We start from the raw sequence: 15134 nt of genomic DNA on the forward strand, positions 1-15134 counted from the left end.
ATGCGCGGCCGTCTGATTGATGCAAGCAGCGAGAATGCTTGAGAAAGCGTTACTCGCCCTTGCTGGCTTTCTTACCGCCCTTACCCTTCGGCTTGGAATCGGTCTCGGCGTCATCGTCGTTGAAGAGAGCTTCCTTGGAAACCGTTTCTTCCGTGACCTTCACCTGGGACAGGATCTGGTCAACGACCTTCTCCTCGAACAGAGGAGCGCGGATTTCGGCGAGAGCCTGCGGGTTCTTCTGATAGAACTCCCAAACCTGCCGCTCCTGGCCGGGATACTGGCGGACCCGCTCGATGAGGGCCTGAGTCACCTCGTCGTCGGAGATCTTGATATCGGACTTCTCGCCGATCTGCGCAAGGACCAAGCCGAGACGAACGCGACGCTCGGCGATCTTGCGATAATCCGCCTTGGCCTGCTCTTCGGTGGTGTCTTCATCGGCGAAGGTGCGGCCGTTCGACTTCATGTCGGCCTCGACCTGCGACCATACGGCCATGAACTCCTGCTCGACCAGGGTCGGCGGCAGCTCGAAGCTGTACTTGGAATCGAGGGCGTCCAGGAGATCCTTCTTCACCTTGCGGCGGGACTGCGTATCGAAGTCGCGCTTGATGGCGTCGCGGATGGCTTCCTTGAGCTTGTCGAGCGACTCCATGCCGAAGTTCTTGGCCATTTCGTCGTCGATCTTCAGCTCGCCGGGAGCTTCGACTTCCTTCACGGTCACGTCGAACTCGGCGGCCTTGCCGGCGAGGTGAGCGGCCATGTAGTTCTCGGGGAAGGAAACCTTCACGAGCTTGGTATCGCCGGCCTTCAGGCCGATGAGCTGCTCCTCGAAGCCCGGGATGAAGGTGTTGGAGCCCAGCTCCACGCGGATGTCCTGGCCCGCGCCGCCTTCGAACTCGGTGCCGTCGATGCGGCCCACGAAGTCCACGACCACGCGGTCGCCATCGGCGGACTTGCCCTTCTTGGTCTCGAAAGCGCGATTCTGCTTGGCCATGCGCTCGAGGGACTCCGTGACTTCCGTCTCGGACACCTCAACGACCGGCTTCTTCACGCTCACGCCGGAGAGATCGACCAGCTCGAACTCGGGCAGGACTTCGAGAGCAACGGTGAAAGCCAGATCGCCCTTGGCGTCCATGGCCTTCTCGATGGTCTCCTTGTCCTCGGGGAACTGAACCTGCGGCTCGTGAGCGAGCTTCAGCTTGTTGTCCTCGATGATCTTGCGGTTCGCCTCGTTCACGGCGTTCTGCAGAACGTCGGACATGACCGAGCGGCCATAGACCTTGCGCAGGTGCGCCGGCGGCACCTTGCCGGGGCGGAAGCCGTTCAGCCGCACGCGATCCTTGATGTTGTTGAGCTCGTCGTTCAGGCGCTGCTCCAACTCGGTGGCCGGGAGCACGACCTTGAACTCTCGCTTCAAGCCTTGGGACAGTGTTTCCGTCACCTGCATTGTTCTATTCGCCTTCGTTCACTTAAGAAAAAATCGATGTTAGGCTCCGGCCGCGCGGCATGACGCCGTCAACCTTTTGCCAGGAGCCTCCGGACCCAATCCTGACGATTGGTGCGGGCGGAGGGAGTCGAACCCCCACGACTTGCGTCGCTGGAACCTAAATCCAGTGCGTCTACCAGTTCCGCCACGCCCGCCTGGGAGCGGCACGATAGACGCACCCCTCTTCCGGAACGCGGCTCTATACCACGCTTGGCGCGGCATGCATCAAAAAAGTTCGTGTGAAAGCAACAGGCAACCGAACTTGGCCTTTCCCGTTCAAGAAGGTAGCCCATAGACCTTTCTGACACCCTGTCGCGAGTATCCCCGCATGATCACCCGCCGCGCCGCTACCGCCGGCCTTGCCACGACCTTGATCGGCCTAAGCGGGCGGGTTTCGGCCCCAGCTCAGCCAACCCCTCAAGAGCTGGCGGCAGGCCTTGGCAAGGGGCTGACAGCAAATCTTGCCGCCCGCCCTGCCCCTCAGCGGCTTCGGCCCGATGCAGCCAAGGACACTGAACTCTGGGCCTTCAACGGGAAGCTGGACGAGGTGACCCGCCTGAAGCACGGACAGGAGCTTGCCTTCAACCTGAAGAACGAGACCCCACTCCCGCTCTCGCTCCATTGTCATGGTGTTCGCGGCCCCAATGCCATGGATGGCGCCGGCGGCCTGACTCAAGAGCCGGTCGCTCCCGGCAAGGAGCATGAGTACCGTTTCATCCCGCCCGATTCCGGCACCTTCCTGATCCGCCCCTGCGTGATCGGCGGAAGCGCCGAGCCCACGGAGCGCGGGCTGACCCGCATGCTGATCGTTGAGGAGGCAGCCCCGCCACAGGTCGACCAGGACATCGCTCTCCTCGTGGACGATTGGGCTCTTGCCGACGACGGCAGCCTGGCCCTCACCGAACCTGCCCCTATGGGCCGCCTCGGCAGCTTCCTCACGCTCAACGGCAAGCCTACGTCCCAGCGGATCAAGGCTCGGCCGGGCGGACGTATCCGCCTTCGACTCGCCAATGCTTGCAACGCCCGCAACATGCGCCTGCGCTTTGACGGGCTGAAAGCCTATGTGATCGCTGTCGATGGACAGCCCTCCAGCACCTTCGAGCCGCTGAAAGCCACCCTGCCCTTCGCGCCCGGCAACCGCTATGACCTGCTGGTCGACTTACCGACCGAAACCGGCCCAGCGGGTATGGTCATGGCCATGATCGGCAATGGTTTTCCGCTCGTGGAAATCGTAGCGGAAGGAGACAAGCGCGAAGCCTTGCCCGAGATTGCTCCGCTGCCGCCCAACCCCAGGCTGCCTGAGATGATCAAGCTCCAGAACGCCACCCGCAGGGACGTGGTGCTCAAGGGCGATCCGCAGACGAACACTCCCTGGGCGATCAACGGCGCCGCAGGCAGCACCTCGGCATCGCTGGTGAAGGTCAAGCGCGGCACGCCCGTGGTGCTGACATTGAAGAACGAGACTGGCCTTCTCCAGCCCATGCACCTGCACGGCCACTCCTTCCGCCTGCTCCATGCCCTCGACGATGGCTGGGAGCCCTATTGGCTCGATACCGTGCAAGTGCCGGAGAACAAAACGATCCGCATTGCCTTCGTGGCCGATAATCCCGGCAAATGGCTCCTCGCCTCGACGGTCATGGAGCGCTTCGATGCAGGGCTGTGGACCTGGATCGAGGTCACATAAGGAGTTTGCGCAGAACGCCCGGAATCATCTCGGCGAGGTCTTCCGCGATCAGCCCCGGCCCGAAGCTGGCGCCAGCCTCCGCATGGATCCATACGCCTGCGCAGGCCGCCTCGAAGGCAGGCAGCCCCTGCGCCATGAGGCCTGCGATGATTCCGCAAAGGGTGTCGCCCGAACCTGCGGTTCCGAGATAGGGCGTGCCGTTCTCGTTGACGGCGGCCCGTCCATCGGGAGCGGCGATGACCGTATCCGGCCCCTTCAGCACCACGACCGCGCCCGTATACGCTGCGGCGCGGTGCGCGCACTCGATTTTCGATTCAGGATCAAGGATATCCGGGTGGTCCTTGAACATGCGCCTGAACTCGCCGTCGTGAGGCGTCAGCACGGTCGGCGCGTGGCGGAAGGCCTGATGGATTTCGGTGGCAAGGCCCTCGAAGGAGGTCAGCGCGTCTGCATCGAGCACGAGGTTGCGGCGGGCAAGGGCGGCGACAGCCACCATGGCCCGGGTACCGGAATGGACGCCGAGCGCAGGGCCGAGCACTAGGGCGTTCAGCCGCGCATCCTGCAGAATATGATGAAGCCCTTCAGGACCGTCGCAGCCTCTCAACATGATGGCGGTCAGATGAGCTGCATTCACGCCAAGCGCCTCCGGCGGAGACGCCACGGTGACGAGGCCCGATCCGATGCGCAAGGCTGCACGCGCCGCGAGCCTTGCCGCGCCGGTCCGCGTCGCCCCTCCTGAGAGCACGAGAGTGTGGCCGCGATCGTATTTATGAGATGCCGGTTCAGGCTTGGGCAGCTTGTCTAGCCACAAGGAAGGAGCATTGGCAAAAAGCTTCCCGCCCGTCGTTTCAAGCGTCACCCTTGCAATGCCGATATCCGCCACCTCGACCTCTCCGCAGAAGGCCCGCCCCGGCATCAGCAGATGGCAGGGTTTTCGGGCGGCGAAGGTGACCGTGCGCGCGGCCTTGACCGCGGCACCCCTCACCCGGCCCGTTTCGCCATCGAGGCCGGACGGTAGGTCGACGGCTAGGACAGGCCTGCCGGAAGCATTCATGCGCTCGACGGCACTGCGGGCCGCTCCCTCCAGATCGCGCGCGAGGCCGGTGCCGAACAAGGCATCGACGATCAGGTCCGCATCACCGAAGGACAGATCCTCGATGGGCTCGACAGTTCCCTTCCAGTCCTTCGCCGCCAAAGCCGCATCGCCCGACAGCCTGCCGACATCGCCGAGAAGCCCGACAGAGACCTGATGGCCTTGCCAAGCCAGAAGCGCCGCCGCGACGAAGCCATCCCCGCCATTCTGCCCCGGACCAGCAGCAATGACGACACGCGCCTCTTTCGTGAGCATTTCCGTTGCAGCTTGAGCCACGGACCGTCCTGCCCGGCGCATGAGTTCGATGCCGGGAAGCCCCGAAGCGATGGTCAAAGCGTCCGCTTGTTTCATTTCTTGGGGCCGGAGGATCAGCTCAGGGGGCATTCGGAGCCTCAAAATGACCATTCAGGAGAGCTTTGCCGCCGAAATCCGCACATGCACAAACTTTGAGCAGCGAGTGCCTTTCAGCGGTGCAATTCTGCCCGGTTTGAATCGTAGAGGCCATGGAAGGCACCCCTGAGCTGGTGCTAAAAGCGGCAAGTCCCGAACCGAAACGGTTATCCGATGAAGAAGATCGAAGCCATCATCAAGCCCTTCAAGCTCGATGAAGTCAAAGAAGCCCTCCAGGAGGTCGGCCTCCAGGGGATTACCGTCATCGAGGCCAAGGGCTTCGGCCGTCAGAAGGGCCATACCGAGCTATATCGCGGTGCAGAATACGTCGTCGACTTTCTGCCCAAGGTGAAGCTCGAGATCGTCCTGAACGACGACATGGCCGAAAGCGCCATCGAAGCCATCCGCAAGGCAGCCCAGACGGGCCGCATCGGAGACGGAAAGATTTTCGTGTCGACGGTCGAAGAGGCCGTCCGCATCCGTACGGGCGAGACCGGATCCGACGCGATCTAAACTCGTCATCTCAAGCCAAGGCCGGCCAGGCCGAGGACAATCAAGGGCAGAAGAGGACTTATGACCATGCAGACCGCCAAGGATGTGCTCAAGGCGATCAAAGATAACGACGTGAAATACGTCGACTTCCGTTTCACCGATCCGCGCGGCAAGTGGCAGCACGTCACCTTCGACGTCGACATGGTCGATGAGGACCTGCTCGCCGACGGCATCATGTTCGACGGTTCGTCCATCGCCGGCTGGAAGGCGATCAACGAGTCCGACATGACCCTCATGCCCGACCCGACGACGGCTCAGATGGACCCGTTCTTCTCGGCGTCCACGATGATCATCAACTGCGACATCCTCGAGCCTGCCACCGGCGAGCCCTACAACCGCGACCCGCGCGGCATCGCCAAGAAGGCCGAAGCCTATCTGAAGTCCACGGGCGTCGCCGACACGGTCTATGTGGGTCCCGAGGCCGAGTTCTTCGTGTTCGACGACGTGAAGTTCATGGCCGACCCGTACAACACCGGCTTCAAGCTCGACTCCTCCGAGCTGCCGATCAACGGCGATACGCCTTACGAAGGCGGCAACCTCGGTCACCGCATCCCCGTCAAGGGCGGCTACTTCCCGGTTCCTCCGCTGGACTCCGCTCAGGACATGCGTGGCGAAATGCTTGCCGCCATGAAGGCCATGGGCGTGACGGTCGAGAAGCACCACCACGAGGTGGCTTCCGCTCAGCACGAGCTCGGCACGAAGTTCAACACCCTGGTGAAAACCGCCGACGAGATGCAGATCTACAAGTACTGCATCCACAACGTCGCCCAGTCCTACGGCAAGACGGCCACCTTCATGCCGAAGCCGGTCTATGGCGACAATGGCTCGGGCATGCACGTGCATCAGTCGCTCTGGAAGGGCGGCAAACCCCTCTTCGCCGGCAACAAGTATGCCGACCTGTCCCAGGAATGCCTGTGGTACATCGGCGGCATCATCAAGCACGCCAAGGCGCTCAACGCCTTCACCAACCCGTCGACGAACTCCTACAAGCGTCTCGTTCCGGGCTACGAAGCTCCGGTTCTGCTGGCCTACTCGGCTCGCAACCGCTCGGCCTCCTGCCGTATTCCGTGGACGACCTCGCCGAAGGCCAAGCGCGTTGAGATCCGCTTCCCCGATCCGACCGCCAATCCTTATCTCGCTTTCACGGCGATCATGATGGCGGGCCTCGACGGCATCCTGAACAAGATCGATCCTGGTCAGGCCATGGACAAGGACCTCTACGATCTGCCTCCGCGCGAGCTGAAGAAGATCCCGACGGTCTGCGGCAGCCTTCGCGAAGCTCTCGCCAGCCTCGACAAGGACCGCGCGTTCCTCAAGGCCGGCGGCGTCTTCAGCGACGACTTCATCGACAGCTACATCGAGCTGAAGATGACCGAAGTCGCTCGCTTCGAGATGACCCCGCATCCGGTCGAGTTCCAGATGTACTACTCCTGCTAAGCAGGAAGAGGCTTTCCTCCCGGCTGCGTTCGCCGCAGCCTTCCTTCGCCGGGGCTCGTTTCGAGCCCCGGTTTTTTTATTGCCCATCGGGATGATTGCTCAGCCCCGCCTTCTACCGCACTCTGGCTTCGGGTCCGCGCTCGCAAAGCGCATTCGGACAAGGGGAGCCCCATGTATCTCGGCATGATCACCCTGACCATGGCGGTCCTCCCGCTGCTATCGATCGGCATCGAATATCCTCTCACGCCGCGCGGCAATCTCGTCTTCTTGGTTGGGAAATGGTTCGTGTTCTGGGCTGTGGGCGTTCGGCTTTTGCTTGCCGGGCTGCATCAGATCTTCAAGCCTGCCTTCACGTCCGAGACGATTTTCAGGATCAAGGATCCGGACGCGCGCAAGATCGTCATGGAGCTGGGCTTCGGCAATATCGCAATTGCGCTCGTAGCATTGGTCTCCGTCTACCGGACGGAATGGCTCACGCCCGCTGCCTTTGCCGGCGCTGTTTTCTATGGCCTCGCCGGTCTGCAGCACCTGCGCAACAGCGAGCGCACCGGCATCGAAAACATGGCGCTGGCCTCCGACCTCTTCGTCGCGGCCATCATGATCTTTTATCTGGTTGCCAGGTGAGCGATCAGCTCAATCCACCCATCATGCGCGGCACCTCCACCGCACAACGAAAAAGGCCCGGGAAAACCCGGGCCTTTTCCATCGCCGTAGCGATTGATCTTAGTAGGAGCTGAACTTGTAGTTCAGACCAGCACGGATCACGCCGAACTCCTGCTCCTCGGAGGAGAAGGTCACGTTGTTGACCGTGTAGTTCTGATCCTCGAGGTTCACGTACAGACCTTCGATCTTAGCCGTCAGGTTGTTCGTGAAAGCGTACTCGAGACCACCGCCGACAACCCAGCCGGTGCGGTCGTCAGCGAAGGCGAAACCGCCGGTTGCGTAGATGAGAGCGCGGTCGAAGGCCACACCGGCGCGAGCGCGAGCGGTGCCGAACCAATCGTCCGACTCGCCTTCCCACGTGCCGACAACGCCGGGGATGGTGTAGCGAGCATCGCCGAAGTCAGCGTACTGCAGGTCGCCTTCAACGCCGACCACGAAGGAGCCCATCTGGTAGTTGAAACCGATCTGAGCGCCGCCGATGAAGCCAGCATCGTCATCGCCGTCGATCGAATCCACAACGACGCCGTTCGAGAGAACGATCGAGTCGTTGCTGTTGAAGCCGAAACCGGCGTTCACACCAGCGTAGAAGCCAGTCCAGGTGAAGACCGGAACAGCGGCGACGACGGGAGCAACGCGGCGGGACGGAAGGTCAGCAGCCGAAGCGGCAGCGGTGAAGCCCAGCAGGGCGACCGAAGCGAGGAGAATCTTTTTCATTGGTTTATCCATTCATGAAGAAGGCTATGGCGCAGCTTCTAACCCAGGGTTGCCGCAACGTCTGTCACTTTTGCGCAACAGCTAACAACTGAAGCCGGGTTACTCCGGACTAGGCATAAAAAGCGGCAGATCAGGTAGAACCCCAAAGCGCCAATCGGCTGGGCCACGCAGCTGGATCAGCGTCACAAACCATTGAATTCATTATCTAAATATCGCCGCACAAGCTGGTCATTCGCCTGTTTGAAGCCCCTTCGCGACGGTAAGACTTCATTGACCATGCCAACAGGCAAGGCGTTCCTCAGCCCTCCTCAAGCCATGCCTTCAAGGCGTGCGTCACACGCTCGGGCTGCTCCAGGGTGGACGAATGGCCTGAGTCGGGAATCACCGCGAGAGAGGCCCATTCGATCATCTCAGCCATCTCTCGAGCGACATCTGGCGGCGTGATGACATCGCCGTCACCTACGAGGATCAGGGTCGGGATCTCAATGCCGGAAAGAAGCGGACGGGAATCGACACGGCCCATGATGGCGCGCTGCTGACGGACATAGGCCTCAGGCCCGGTCTCCCGCATCATTCCATAGATCACTTCCTGCAGGGCTTTGTCCGACTGCCTGTCGGGATGCACCAGCCGCGGCCAGGCTCTCGGAAGAATGTCCTCGAAGCGCCCCGCCTGCGCTAGGGCAATGAGGCGCTCCCGGTCCTGGCTTGCCTCCGGCGTATCGGGCCGGGCAGTCGTGTCGAGCAGGGCGAGGCGCTGAACCCGTTCGGGAGCTTGGCGCATGACCTCCAGGGCTACATAGCCGCCCATGGAGAGGCCTGCGAGGGCGAAGCGCTCCGGCGCATCCTTCAGAAGGCGCGAGGCCATGGCAGGAATCGAATCATCCTTTGTATGATCGGCGACGACGATTTTCCTGCTTCCGGACAAGGCGGCGATCTGCGCCTCGTACAGGCGCGCCGTGCAGGCAAGACCCGGGACCAGAACCAGCGTTTCGGCCATATCCTCTTTCCTTCGCAAGTTTGCTTGTATTGACAAGCTGATAGCTTGTCCTATGGTCCCGCCACACCTTAACTTGGGCAAGAGCCTCAAGTGAAACCAGACTCGCGCCTGTTAGTTGCCGTAGAGCCCGGCCGACATTTTAAAGCGCACCCTGCCCCAACGGTTATAGAGATTCATGTCCTTCGCCGAACTCGGACTTAGCGAAAAAGTACAGCAGGCTGTTGCCGCCTCCGGTTACACGGAGCCGACGCCGATCCAGGCCCAGGCCATTCCCCATGTGCTGGCCCGCAAGGACGTCCTCGGCATTGCCCAGACAGGCACGGGCAAGACGGCGGCCTTCACGCTGCCGATGCTCACCATGCTCGAGCATGGCCGCGCCCGCGCCCGCATGCCCCGCACGCTGATCCTTGAGCCGACCCGCGAGCTGGCCGCTCAGGTTCAGGACAACTTCGATAAGTACGGCGTCAATCACAAGCTCTCGGTGGCCCTGCTGATCGGCGGCGTGTCCTTCGGGGATCAGGATGCGAAGATCACCCGCGGCGTGGATGTGCTGATTGCGACCCCAGGCCGTCTGCTGGACCATTTCGAGCGCGGCAAGCTGCTGCTCACCGGCGTCGAACTTCTCGTGATCGACGAAGCCGACCGCATGCTCGACATGGGCTTCATTCCCGATATTGAGCGCATCGTGAAGCTCGTGCCCTTCACGCGCCAGACGCTCTTCTTCTCGGCCACCATGCCGCCTGAAATTCAGCGCCTTGCGGATGCCTTCCTTCACAATCCGGTGAAGGTCGAAGTCGCGCGCGCCGCTTCGACAGCCGCCACGATCACTCAGCGTCTCGTCGCGACGGGCCGTGAGGATTGGCAGAAGCGCGAGACCCTGCGCAATCTGATCAACGCTGCCACGGATCTGAAGAACGCCGTCGTGTTCTGCAACCGTAAGCGTGACGTAGCCGTGCTTCACCGCTCCCTGCAGAAGCACGGGTTTGGTGCCGTCGCTCTCCACGGCGACATGGACCAGCATGCCCGCATGGCGGCCCTCGACAGCTTCCGCAGCGGCGAGATGCCGATCCTGGTGGCAAGCGACGTGGCGGCTCGCGGCCTCGATATTCCGTCGGTCAGCCACGTGTTCAACTACGATGTCCCGCACCATGCGGAGGATTACGTCCACCGCATCGGCCGCACGGGCCGCGCAGGCCGAACCGGCTATTCCTTCACGCTGGTGAGCCCGAGCGACGAAAAGTCCCTTGGCGCCATCGAGAAGCTGATCGGCACCTCGATCGAATGGGAAGGCCCTACCCTCGCCGAGCTTCCGCCCTCAGAGGGCTCATCCTCACGCCGTCGCGGCGGACGAGGCGAGCGGAGTGAACGGGGCGAGCGGGGCGAAGAACGTTCCTCGCGCAGCCGCAAGGTCAAGGTCCGCTCCGGCGACCGGCAGCGCTCCAGAGGCGAGGATGCACGCGAGGAAGCTGCTCCAGTCAACGAAGCCCCTGCGCCTCAACAGGAGCAGGAGCCTCGCAGGTCGCGCCCTGAGCGTCAGCCGCAGCCGAGAGGCGACCAGCGCCGTTCCCGCCGCGAGGATGACAACGAGCCGTCGGTCAAGGGAATGGGCGATCACATGCCGGCCTTCCTGATGCGGCCGGTCACGATCAAGAAATCTTCTTAAAGAGCAGGCTCGGAGGCTGGCTTCCGAGCTTTTCGCATAGGCGAAGGGTTCTTCGCCTTCTTGGCTTTGGGCTTGGCGGCTTTCGCACGCAGCGCAGACTGGAAAGCCAGACGTGCCAGATCCGCGGCTTCATCCTGATCGTCCAGGGCCGATTCCGGCATGAGCCAATAGCTCATGGCCGTGGTTCTGCCGCCCTTCGCTGCGTAAGTGAAAGGCCGGGAGCCGAGCTCCCGGAACGTGCCTTCGCTCTCAGTATCGGCTTTGAGGTAAAGCTCTCCGGAAGCCTCCAGAGCAAACATCAGCCCATCGCGATAGACGCCCTGCCCGCCGAACATGCGGCGGATCTGAACCGGGCCGAACGTCTCGAAGATCTCGCGAATGGCCTCGGCATCCATGAGCTTTAGCCCGCGGTGTGGAGCGCGGGAGGCATGGCGGGCGTGATCGCGACGGATTCGCCGCAGCCGCAGGCCGAGGTCTGGTTCGGGTTGTTGAACACGAACTGGGACGACATCTTCGTCGTCTGGAAATCCATCTCCGTGCCGAGCAGGAACAGCACCGCTTTCGGGTCGATGAGCACGGTCACGCCCTTGTCCTCGACCACTTCGTCGAGGGGGTTGATGCTGTCCGCATACTCCATGGTGTAGGACATGCCGGCGCAGCCGCCGTTCTTCACGCCCACGCGAACGCCGACGATGGGCTTGTCCGCCTTGGCAATGATGTCCTTGACGCGGTTCGCTGCCGCGTCGGTCAAGGTGACGACCTTGAATCCGGGTAGAGCCATTGGCCTTCTCTCCTGGCAGCCGGGTTCAAGGCCCGGGCAGAACGAGTATCATGAGTTCATAGATAAGAGATGAAAACGCAAACGTCGAGGCCATACAGGGTTGTGCCTACGGCTCAGGTAGCTCATATCGGAAGGGTCACCCCAGAGGATAGCTCACCTGTATAAGGAGAACAGATGCCGCATCACATGCCGCTGATCTCAACCATCGTCGTCGGCCTTGTTCTGGCATTTGTTTTCGGCGCTATTGCGCAACGTCTCCGTATTTCGCCCCTCGTCGGCTATCTCCTTGCCGGCGTTCTCGTCGGGCCCTTTACCCCCGGTTATGTGGCCGATCAGGGCCTCGCCAACCAGCTCGCTGAAATCGGCGTGATCCTGCTGATGTTCGGCGTCGGGCTTCACTTTTCCTTGAAGGATCTGCTCTCGGTCAAAGCCATCGCGATCCCGGGCGCCGTGGTGCAGATCGCCAGCGCCACGCTGCTGGGCATGGGCTTGGCCTGGTTCATGGGCTGGAGCGTTGCCTCGGGGCTCGTCTTCGGTCTCGCGCTCTCGGTCGCCAGTACGGTCGTGCTCCTGCGCGCCCTGCAGGAGCGCCGCCTCGTGGAAACGGAGCGCGGCCATATAGCCGTCGGCTGGCTGATCGTGGAAGACCTCGCCATGGTACTGACCCTGGTGCTTCTGCCGGCCTTTGCCAATGCGACCGCCAGTGCCACTGCGGACATGGAGAGCGTCGTCATCTCGCTGGGCCTCACCCTCGGCAAGGTCATCGCGTTCATGGCGATCATGCTGATCGTGGGCCGCCGCGTCATTCCCTGGATCTTGCATTACGTAGCCCATACGGGCTCCCGCGAGCTGTTCCGCCTCTCCGTCCTGGCGATTGCGCTGGGCACCGCATTCGCTGCCGCTGAACTCTTCGGGGTTTCCTTCGCGCTTGGCGCCTTCTTCGCAGGCATGGTGCTCAGCGAATCCGAGCTGAGCCATCAGGCCGCCTCAGAGACGCTCCCGCTCCGCGACGCTTTCGCGGTGCTGTTCTTCATCTCGGTCGGAATGCTGTTCGACCCGATGATCCTGATCAACGATTTCGGGCCGGTGCTCGCCACCTTCCTGATCATCGTGTTCGGCAAGTCGGTCGCGGCCTATGCCATCGTCCGTCTTTTCCGCCATCCGGATACAACCGCGCTCACCATCGCGGCGAGCCTCGCGCAGATCGGCGAATTCTCCTTCATTCTTGCCGGTCTCGGCGTGGACCTGCAGCTTCTGCCCGAACAGGGCCGTGACCTGATCCTGGCCGGCGCCATTCTCTCGATCATGGTCAACCCGTTCCTGTTCACCCTGCTCGACAGATGGTTCGCCAAGCGAGAGCCCACGAAAGCCGAGGTCGCAGCCGAGAGTCCACGCGCAACGGCCACGAAAGAAAAGGAAATCGCGGCACCTGCTCCCGAGCCTCTGTTGATGACGCCGTTGACCGATCACGTAGTGCTCGTCGGCCATGGACGCGTCGGCCGTTTCATCAGCGGCAAGCTGATTGCTTCGGGCACGCCCTTCCTGATCATCGAGACGAACAAGATCCAGATTGCCGAACTGCAGAAGGGCGATATCCCGGTGATCGTCGGCAATGCCGCCGATCCGGAAGTCGCCGCTGCCGCCAACATCAAGGAAGCCCGCTGCCTGCTGATCGCCATCCCTGACGCCTTCGAGAGCGGCCAGGTGGTCGATCAGGCCCACCGCATCAACCCCGACCTTCAGATTGTCGTGCGTGCTCATTCCTCCGCTCAGGAAGAGCATGTGGTGAAGTACGGCGCGACCAAGGTGGTGATGGGCGAGCAGGAAATCGCCCGCGCCATGGTGGCCGCCGTGCCGGACGCGCCGCGCGAGCCCGTTCTGTCGGCGGTTCAGCCTGCGGAAGGCATGGACGAGGAGCTGACCGCAGAGCCGTCAGCGGATGTGCTCGGGCCGAAAACCGATGCCGATCACGCGGGCGGGGAGCCTGCGGAAGTAAGGCCAACGGGCGAGCAGGCGAACGAACCAGGGCGCTGAGACCGGCCCCTTGCTCTTCAGCAGGGGCGTGATCATCCGGTTCTGAAGCAGGACCTGGAGCCGCTGCGTCATCTCCGTCGGCCATTCCCGCCTCTGCTGCACGAGAGCAAGCTGCTTCGGATCAACCGGCCCATCCTTGAGCAGCGGCCCCAGGATGTTGGACGTCGCGACCGCATCCTGAACGGCAAGATTGATCCCGACCCCACCCACAGGCGACATGGCATGGGCGGCATCGCCGATGCAGAGAAGCCCAGGCTTCGACCATGTTTTCAGGCGGTCGACCTCGACGGTGAGGAGCTTGATGTCCTCCCAGGTGCGAAGCTCTTCCACGCGACCCGAGAGGAAGGGAGCAAGGTCCACGAGCTTGGCCCGCAAAGCCGGGAGGCCTTGTGCTTTAAGGGCCTCGAACGATCCCTTGGCGATGAGATAAGCGCATTGCCAGTAATCTCCCCGGTCGATCATGACCAGCATGTGCCCCGCCTCGATACGGCCGAGCAGCTGGCTGGGATCGCCCGGCAGCTTGGGAAGTCGCATCCAGAGCACATCCATCGGCGCACCGATATTCATGACCTCCAGACCCGACCGCTCCCGTATCGTGGAGCGGCGGCCATCCGCCGCCACGACGAGATCCGCCCGCACTTCGAGCAGCCCTTGAGGCGTCGAAACCCGCACCCCCACGACCCTGCCCGCTTCCGCGATCACGTCCGTCGCCTCAGCCTGCATGCGCAAATGGAAATGGGGATTGGCGCGGGCGTGATCCGCCAGGAAGTCGAGAAAATCCCATTGCGGCATGAAGGCGATGAACTTGCATGTCGTCGGCAGGTGCGTGAAGTCGCCAAGCATCAACGTCTCGCCTCCAATGACGAGGCTCACGGTTCGTGTCTCCTGATGCGGGCGGGCGAGAAACGCGTCCAGCAACCCAAGCTCATGCATGAGTTCGAGGGTCGAGGGATGAATGGTGTCACCGCGAAAATCGCGCAGGAAATCGCTGTGCTTCTCGAGAACGACAACATCGACGCCCTGCCGCGCAAGGAGAAAGCCCAGCATCATCCCCGCAGGCCCGCCGCCGACGATGCAGCAGCGGGTTTGGACGGTTTCAGGGACGTTCGGCACATCCATCGTCTGGCCTCCGCGCGGCATCGGATTGCCGCGAAACCGCGCGGGAGCTTAACACTGAATGGATCTGCAAATGGCTCATACCTCGAATTTTCCGGCAATCTAAAACACCAATGGCCGGAACGAGCCCGGCCATTGAGAAATCTGTTCAGGAAGCCTCTAGGCCTACCACATGTCGAGTGCGACGCGGGCCTCGTCGGACATGCGGCTCTGGTCCCACGGCGGGTCGAACACGATGACGGCCTTGACGCTCTGGACGCCCTGCACCGAACCCACGGCGTTCTCCACCCAGCCTGGCATCTCGCCGGCCACGGGGCAGCCCGGAGCGGTCAGGGTCATGTCGATGGCGACGTTGCGGTCGTCGTCGATGTCGACGCGGTAGATCAGGCCGAGCTCGTAGATGTCGACCGGGATTTCCGGATCGTAGACGGTCTTGAGGGCCGCGATGATGTCGTCCGTCATGCGGTCAAGCTCTTCCGGCGGGATCCCTGAGCCGGGAGATACCTGCGGCGCATTGGGCGCGTCTT

14 protein-coding genes and 1 tRNA gene are annotated in these 15134 nt (G+C 62.4%); 6 read left to right on the top strand and 9 right to left on the bottom strand.

Features of this window, described 5'->3' with window-relative positions; translation table 11 throughout:
• Nucleotides 1-49: 49 nt before the first annotated feature.
• The gene (gene tig, locus MHY87_RS14865) at nucleotides 50-1444 is read right to left on the bottom strand and encodes a trigger factor (RefSeq protein ID WP_239353012.1); all 1395 of its coding nucleotides are present in this window, start codon (nucleotides 1442-1444) and stop codon (nucleotides 50-52) included.
• Between the two features lie 109 nt (nucleotides 1445-1553).
• Nucleotides 1554-1638 (bottom strand) — tRNA-Leu (locus MHY87_RS14870).
• A 173-nt stretch (nucleotides 1639-1811) separates the two neighbouring features.
• On the opposite strand from MHY87_RS14870, the gene MHY87_RS14875 reads away from it, so the two are divergent.
• On the top strand, nucleotides 1812-3167 hold the full coding sequence (locus MHY87_RS14875) for a multicopper oxidase family protein (RefSeq protein WP_239353015.1): 1356 nt from the start codon (nucleotides 1812-1814) through the stop codon (nucleotides 3165-3167).
• Here MHY87_RS14875 and MHY87_RS14880 read toward each other — a convergent pair.
• Nucleotides 3160-4644: an NAD(P)H-hydrate dehydratase gene (locus tag MHY87_RS14880; protein WP_239353017.1), complete on the bottom strand. Its 1485-nt coding sequence runs from the start codon at nucleotides 4642-4644 to the stop codon at nucleotides 3160-3162. The genes MHY87_RS14875 and MHY87_RS14880 overlap by 8 nt on opposite strands.
• A gap of 180 nt (nucleotides 4645-4824) precedes the next feature.
• Here MHY87_RS14880 and MHY87_RS14885 point away from each other — a divergent pair, with 180 nt between their 5' ends.
• The 3 genes from MHY87_RS14885 (at nucleotide 4825) to MHY87_RS14895 (ending at nucleotide 7263) form a co-directional block, all read left to right on the top strand.
• Nucleotides 4825-5163, top strand: coding sequence for a P-II family nitrogen regulator (locus MHY87_RS14885; protein WP_009490961.1), 339 nt, complete (start codon nucleotides 4825-4827; stop codon nucleotides 5161-5163).
• Nucleotides 5164-5229: 66 nt separating this feature from the next.
• Entirely contained in the window at nucleotides 5230-6639 is a 1410-nt protein-coding gene (gene glnA / locus MHY87_RS14890) for a type I glutamate--ammonia ligase (RefSeq protein ID WP_239353300.1), read from the top strand.
• Between the two features lie 171 nt (nucleotides 6640-6810).
• Nucleotides 6811-7263 carry a DUF6790 family protein gene (locus MHY87_RS14895; RefSeq protein WP_239353019.1) on the top strand — a complete coding sequence of 151 codons (453 nt, stop codon included), beginning with the start codon at nucleotides 6811-6813 and terminating at the stop codon, nucleotides 7261-7263.
• Nucleotides 7264-7362: 99 nt separating this feature from the next.
• Here the strand turns inward: MHY87_RS14895 and MHY87_RS14900 are convergent, their stop codons facing one another.
• On the bottom strand, nucleotides 7363-8016 hold the full coding sequence (locus MHY87_RS14900; RefSeq protein ID WP_239353021.1) for an outer membrane protein: 654 nt from the start codon (nucleotides 8014-8016) through the stop codon (nucleotides 7363-7365).
• Between the two features lie 298 nt (nucleotides 8017-8314).
• The gene (locus tag MHY87_RS14905) at nucleotides 8315-9013 is read right to left on the bottom strand and encodes an alpha/beta fold hydrolase (RefSeq protein WP_239353023.1); all 699 of its coding nucleotides are present in this window, start codon (nucleotides 9011-9013) and stop codon (nucleotides 8315-8317) included.
• A 175-nt stretch (nucleotides 9014-9188) separates the two neighbouring features.
• Here MHY87_RS14905 and MHY87_RS14910 point away from each other — a divergent pair, with 175 nt between their 5' ends.
• Complete coding sequence (locus MHY87_RS14910) at nucleotides 9189-10676, top strand: DEAD/DEAH box helicase (RefSeq protein WP_239353025.1); 1488 nt, start codon at nucleotides 9189-9191, stop codon at nucleotides 10674-10676.
• On the opposite strand, the gene MHY87_RS14915 is transcribed toward MHY87_RS14910, so the two are convergent.
• Entirely contained in the window at nucleotides 10673-11071 is a 399-nt protein-coding gene (locus MHY87_RS14915; protein ID WP_239353027.1) for a TfoX/Sxy family protein, read from the bottom strand. The genes MHY87_RS14910 and MHY87_RS14915 overlap by 4 nt on opposite strands.
• A 5-nt stretch (nucleotides 11072-11076) precedes the next feature.
• A complete protein-coding gene (locus MHY87_RS14920; protein WP_239353029.1) occupies nucleotides 11077-11457 on the bottom strand; it encodes an iron-sulfur cluster assembly accessory protein in 381 nt (126 codons plus the stop codon).
• A 174-nt stretch (nucleotides 11458-11631) separates the two neighbouring features.
• Here MHY87_RS14920 and ybaL point away from each other — a divergent pair, with 174 nt between their 5' ends.
• Complete coding sequence (ybaL, locus tag MHY87_RS14925) at nucleotides 11632-13491, top strand: YbaL family putative K(+) efflux transporter (protein WP_239353032.1); 1860 nt, start codon at nucleotides 11632-11634, stop codon at nucleotides 13489-13491.
• Here ybaL and MHY87_RS14930 read toward each other — a convergent pair.
• Nucleotides 13390-14610, bottom strand: coding sequence for an FAD-dependent oxidoreductase (locus MHY87_RS14930; protein WP_239353035.1), 1221 nt, complete (start codon nucleotides 14608-14610; stop codon nucleotides 13390-13392). The genes ybaL and MHY87_RS14930 overlap by 102 nt on opposite strands.
• A gap of 162 nt (nucleotides 14611-14772) precedes the next feature.
• A complete protein-coding gene (locus MHY87_RS14935) occupies nucleotides 14773-15069 on the bottom strand; it encodes an SUF system Fe-S cluster assembly protein (RefSeq protein ID WP_370644953.1) in 297 nt (98 codons plus the stop codon).
• Nucleotides 15070-15134: the final 65 nt, after the last annotated feature.

The sequence above is a fragment of the Microvirga sp. ACRRW genome, assembly GCF_022346925.1.
Classification (GTDB): domain Bacteria; phylum Pseudomonadota; class Alphaproteobacteria; order Rhizobiales; family Beijerinckiaceae; genus Microvirga.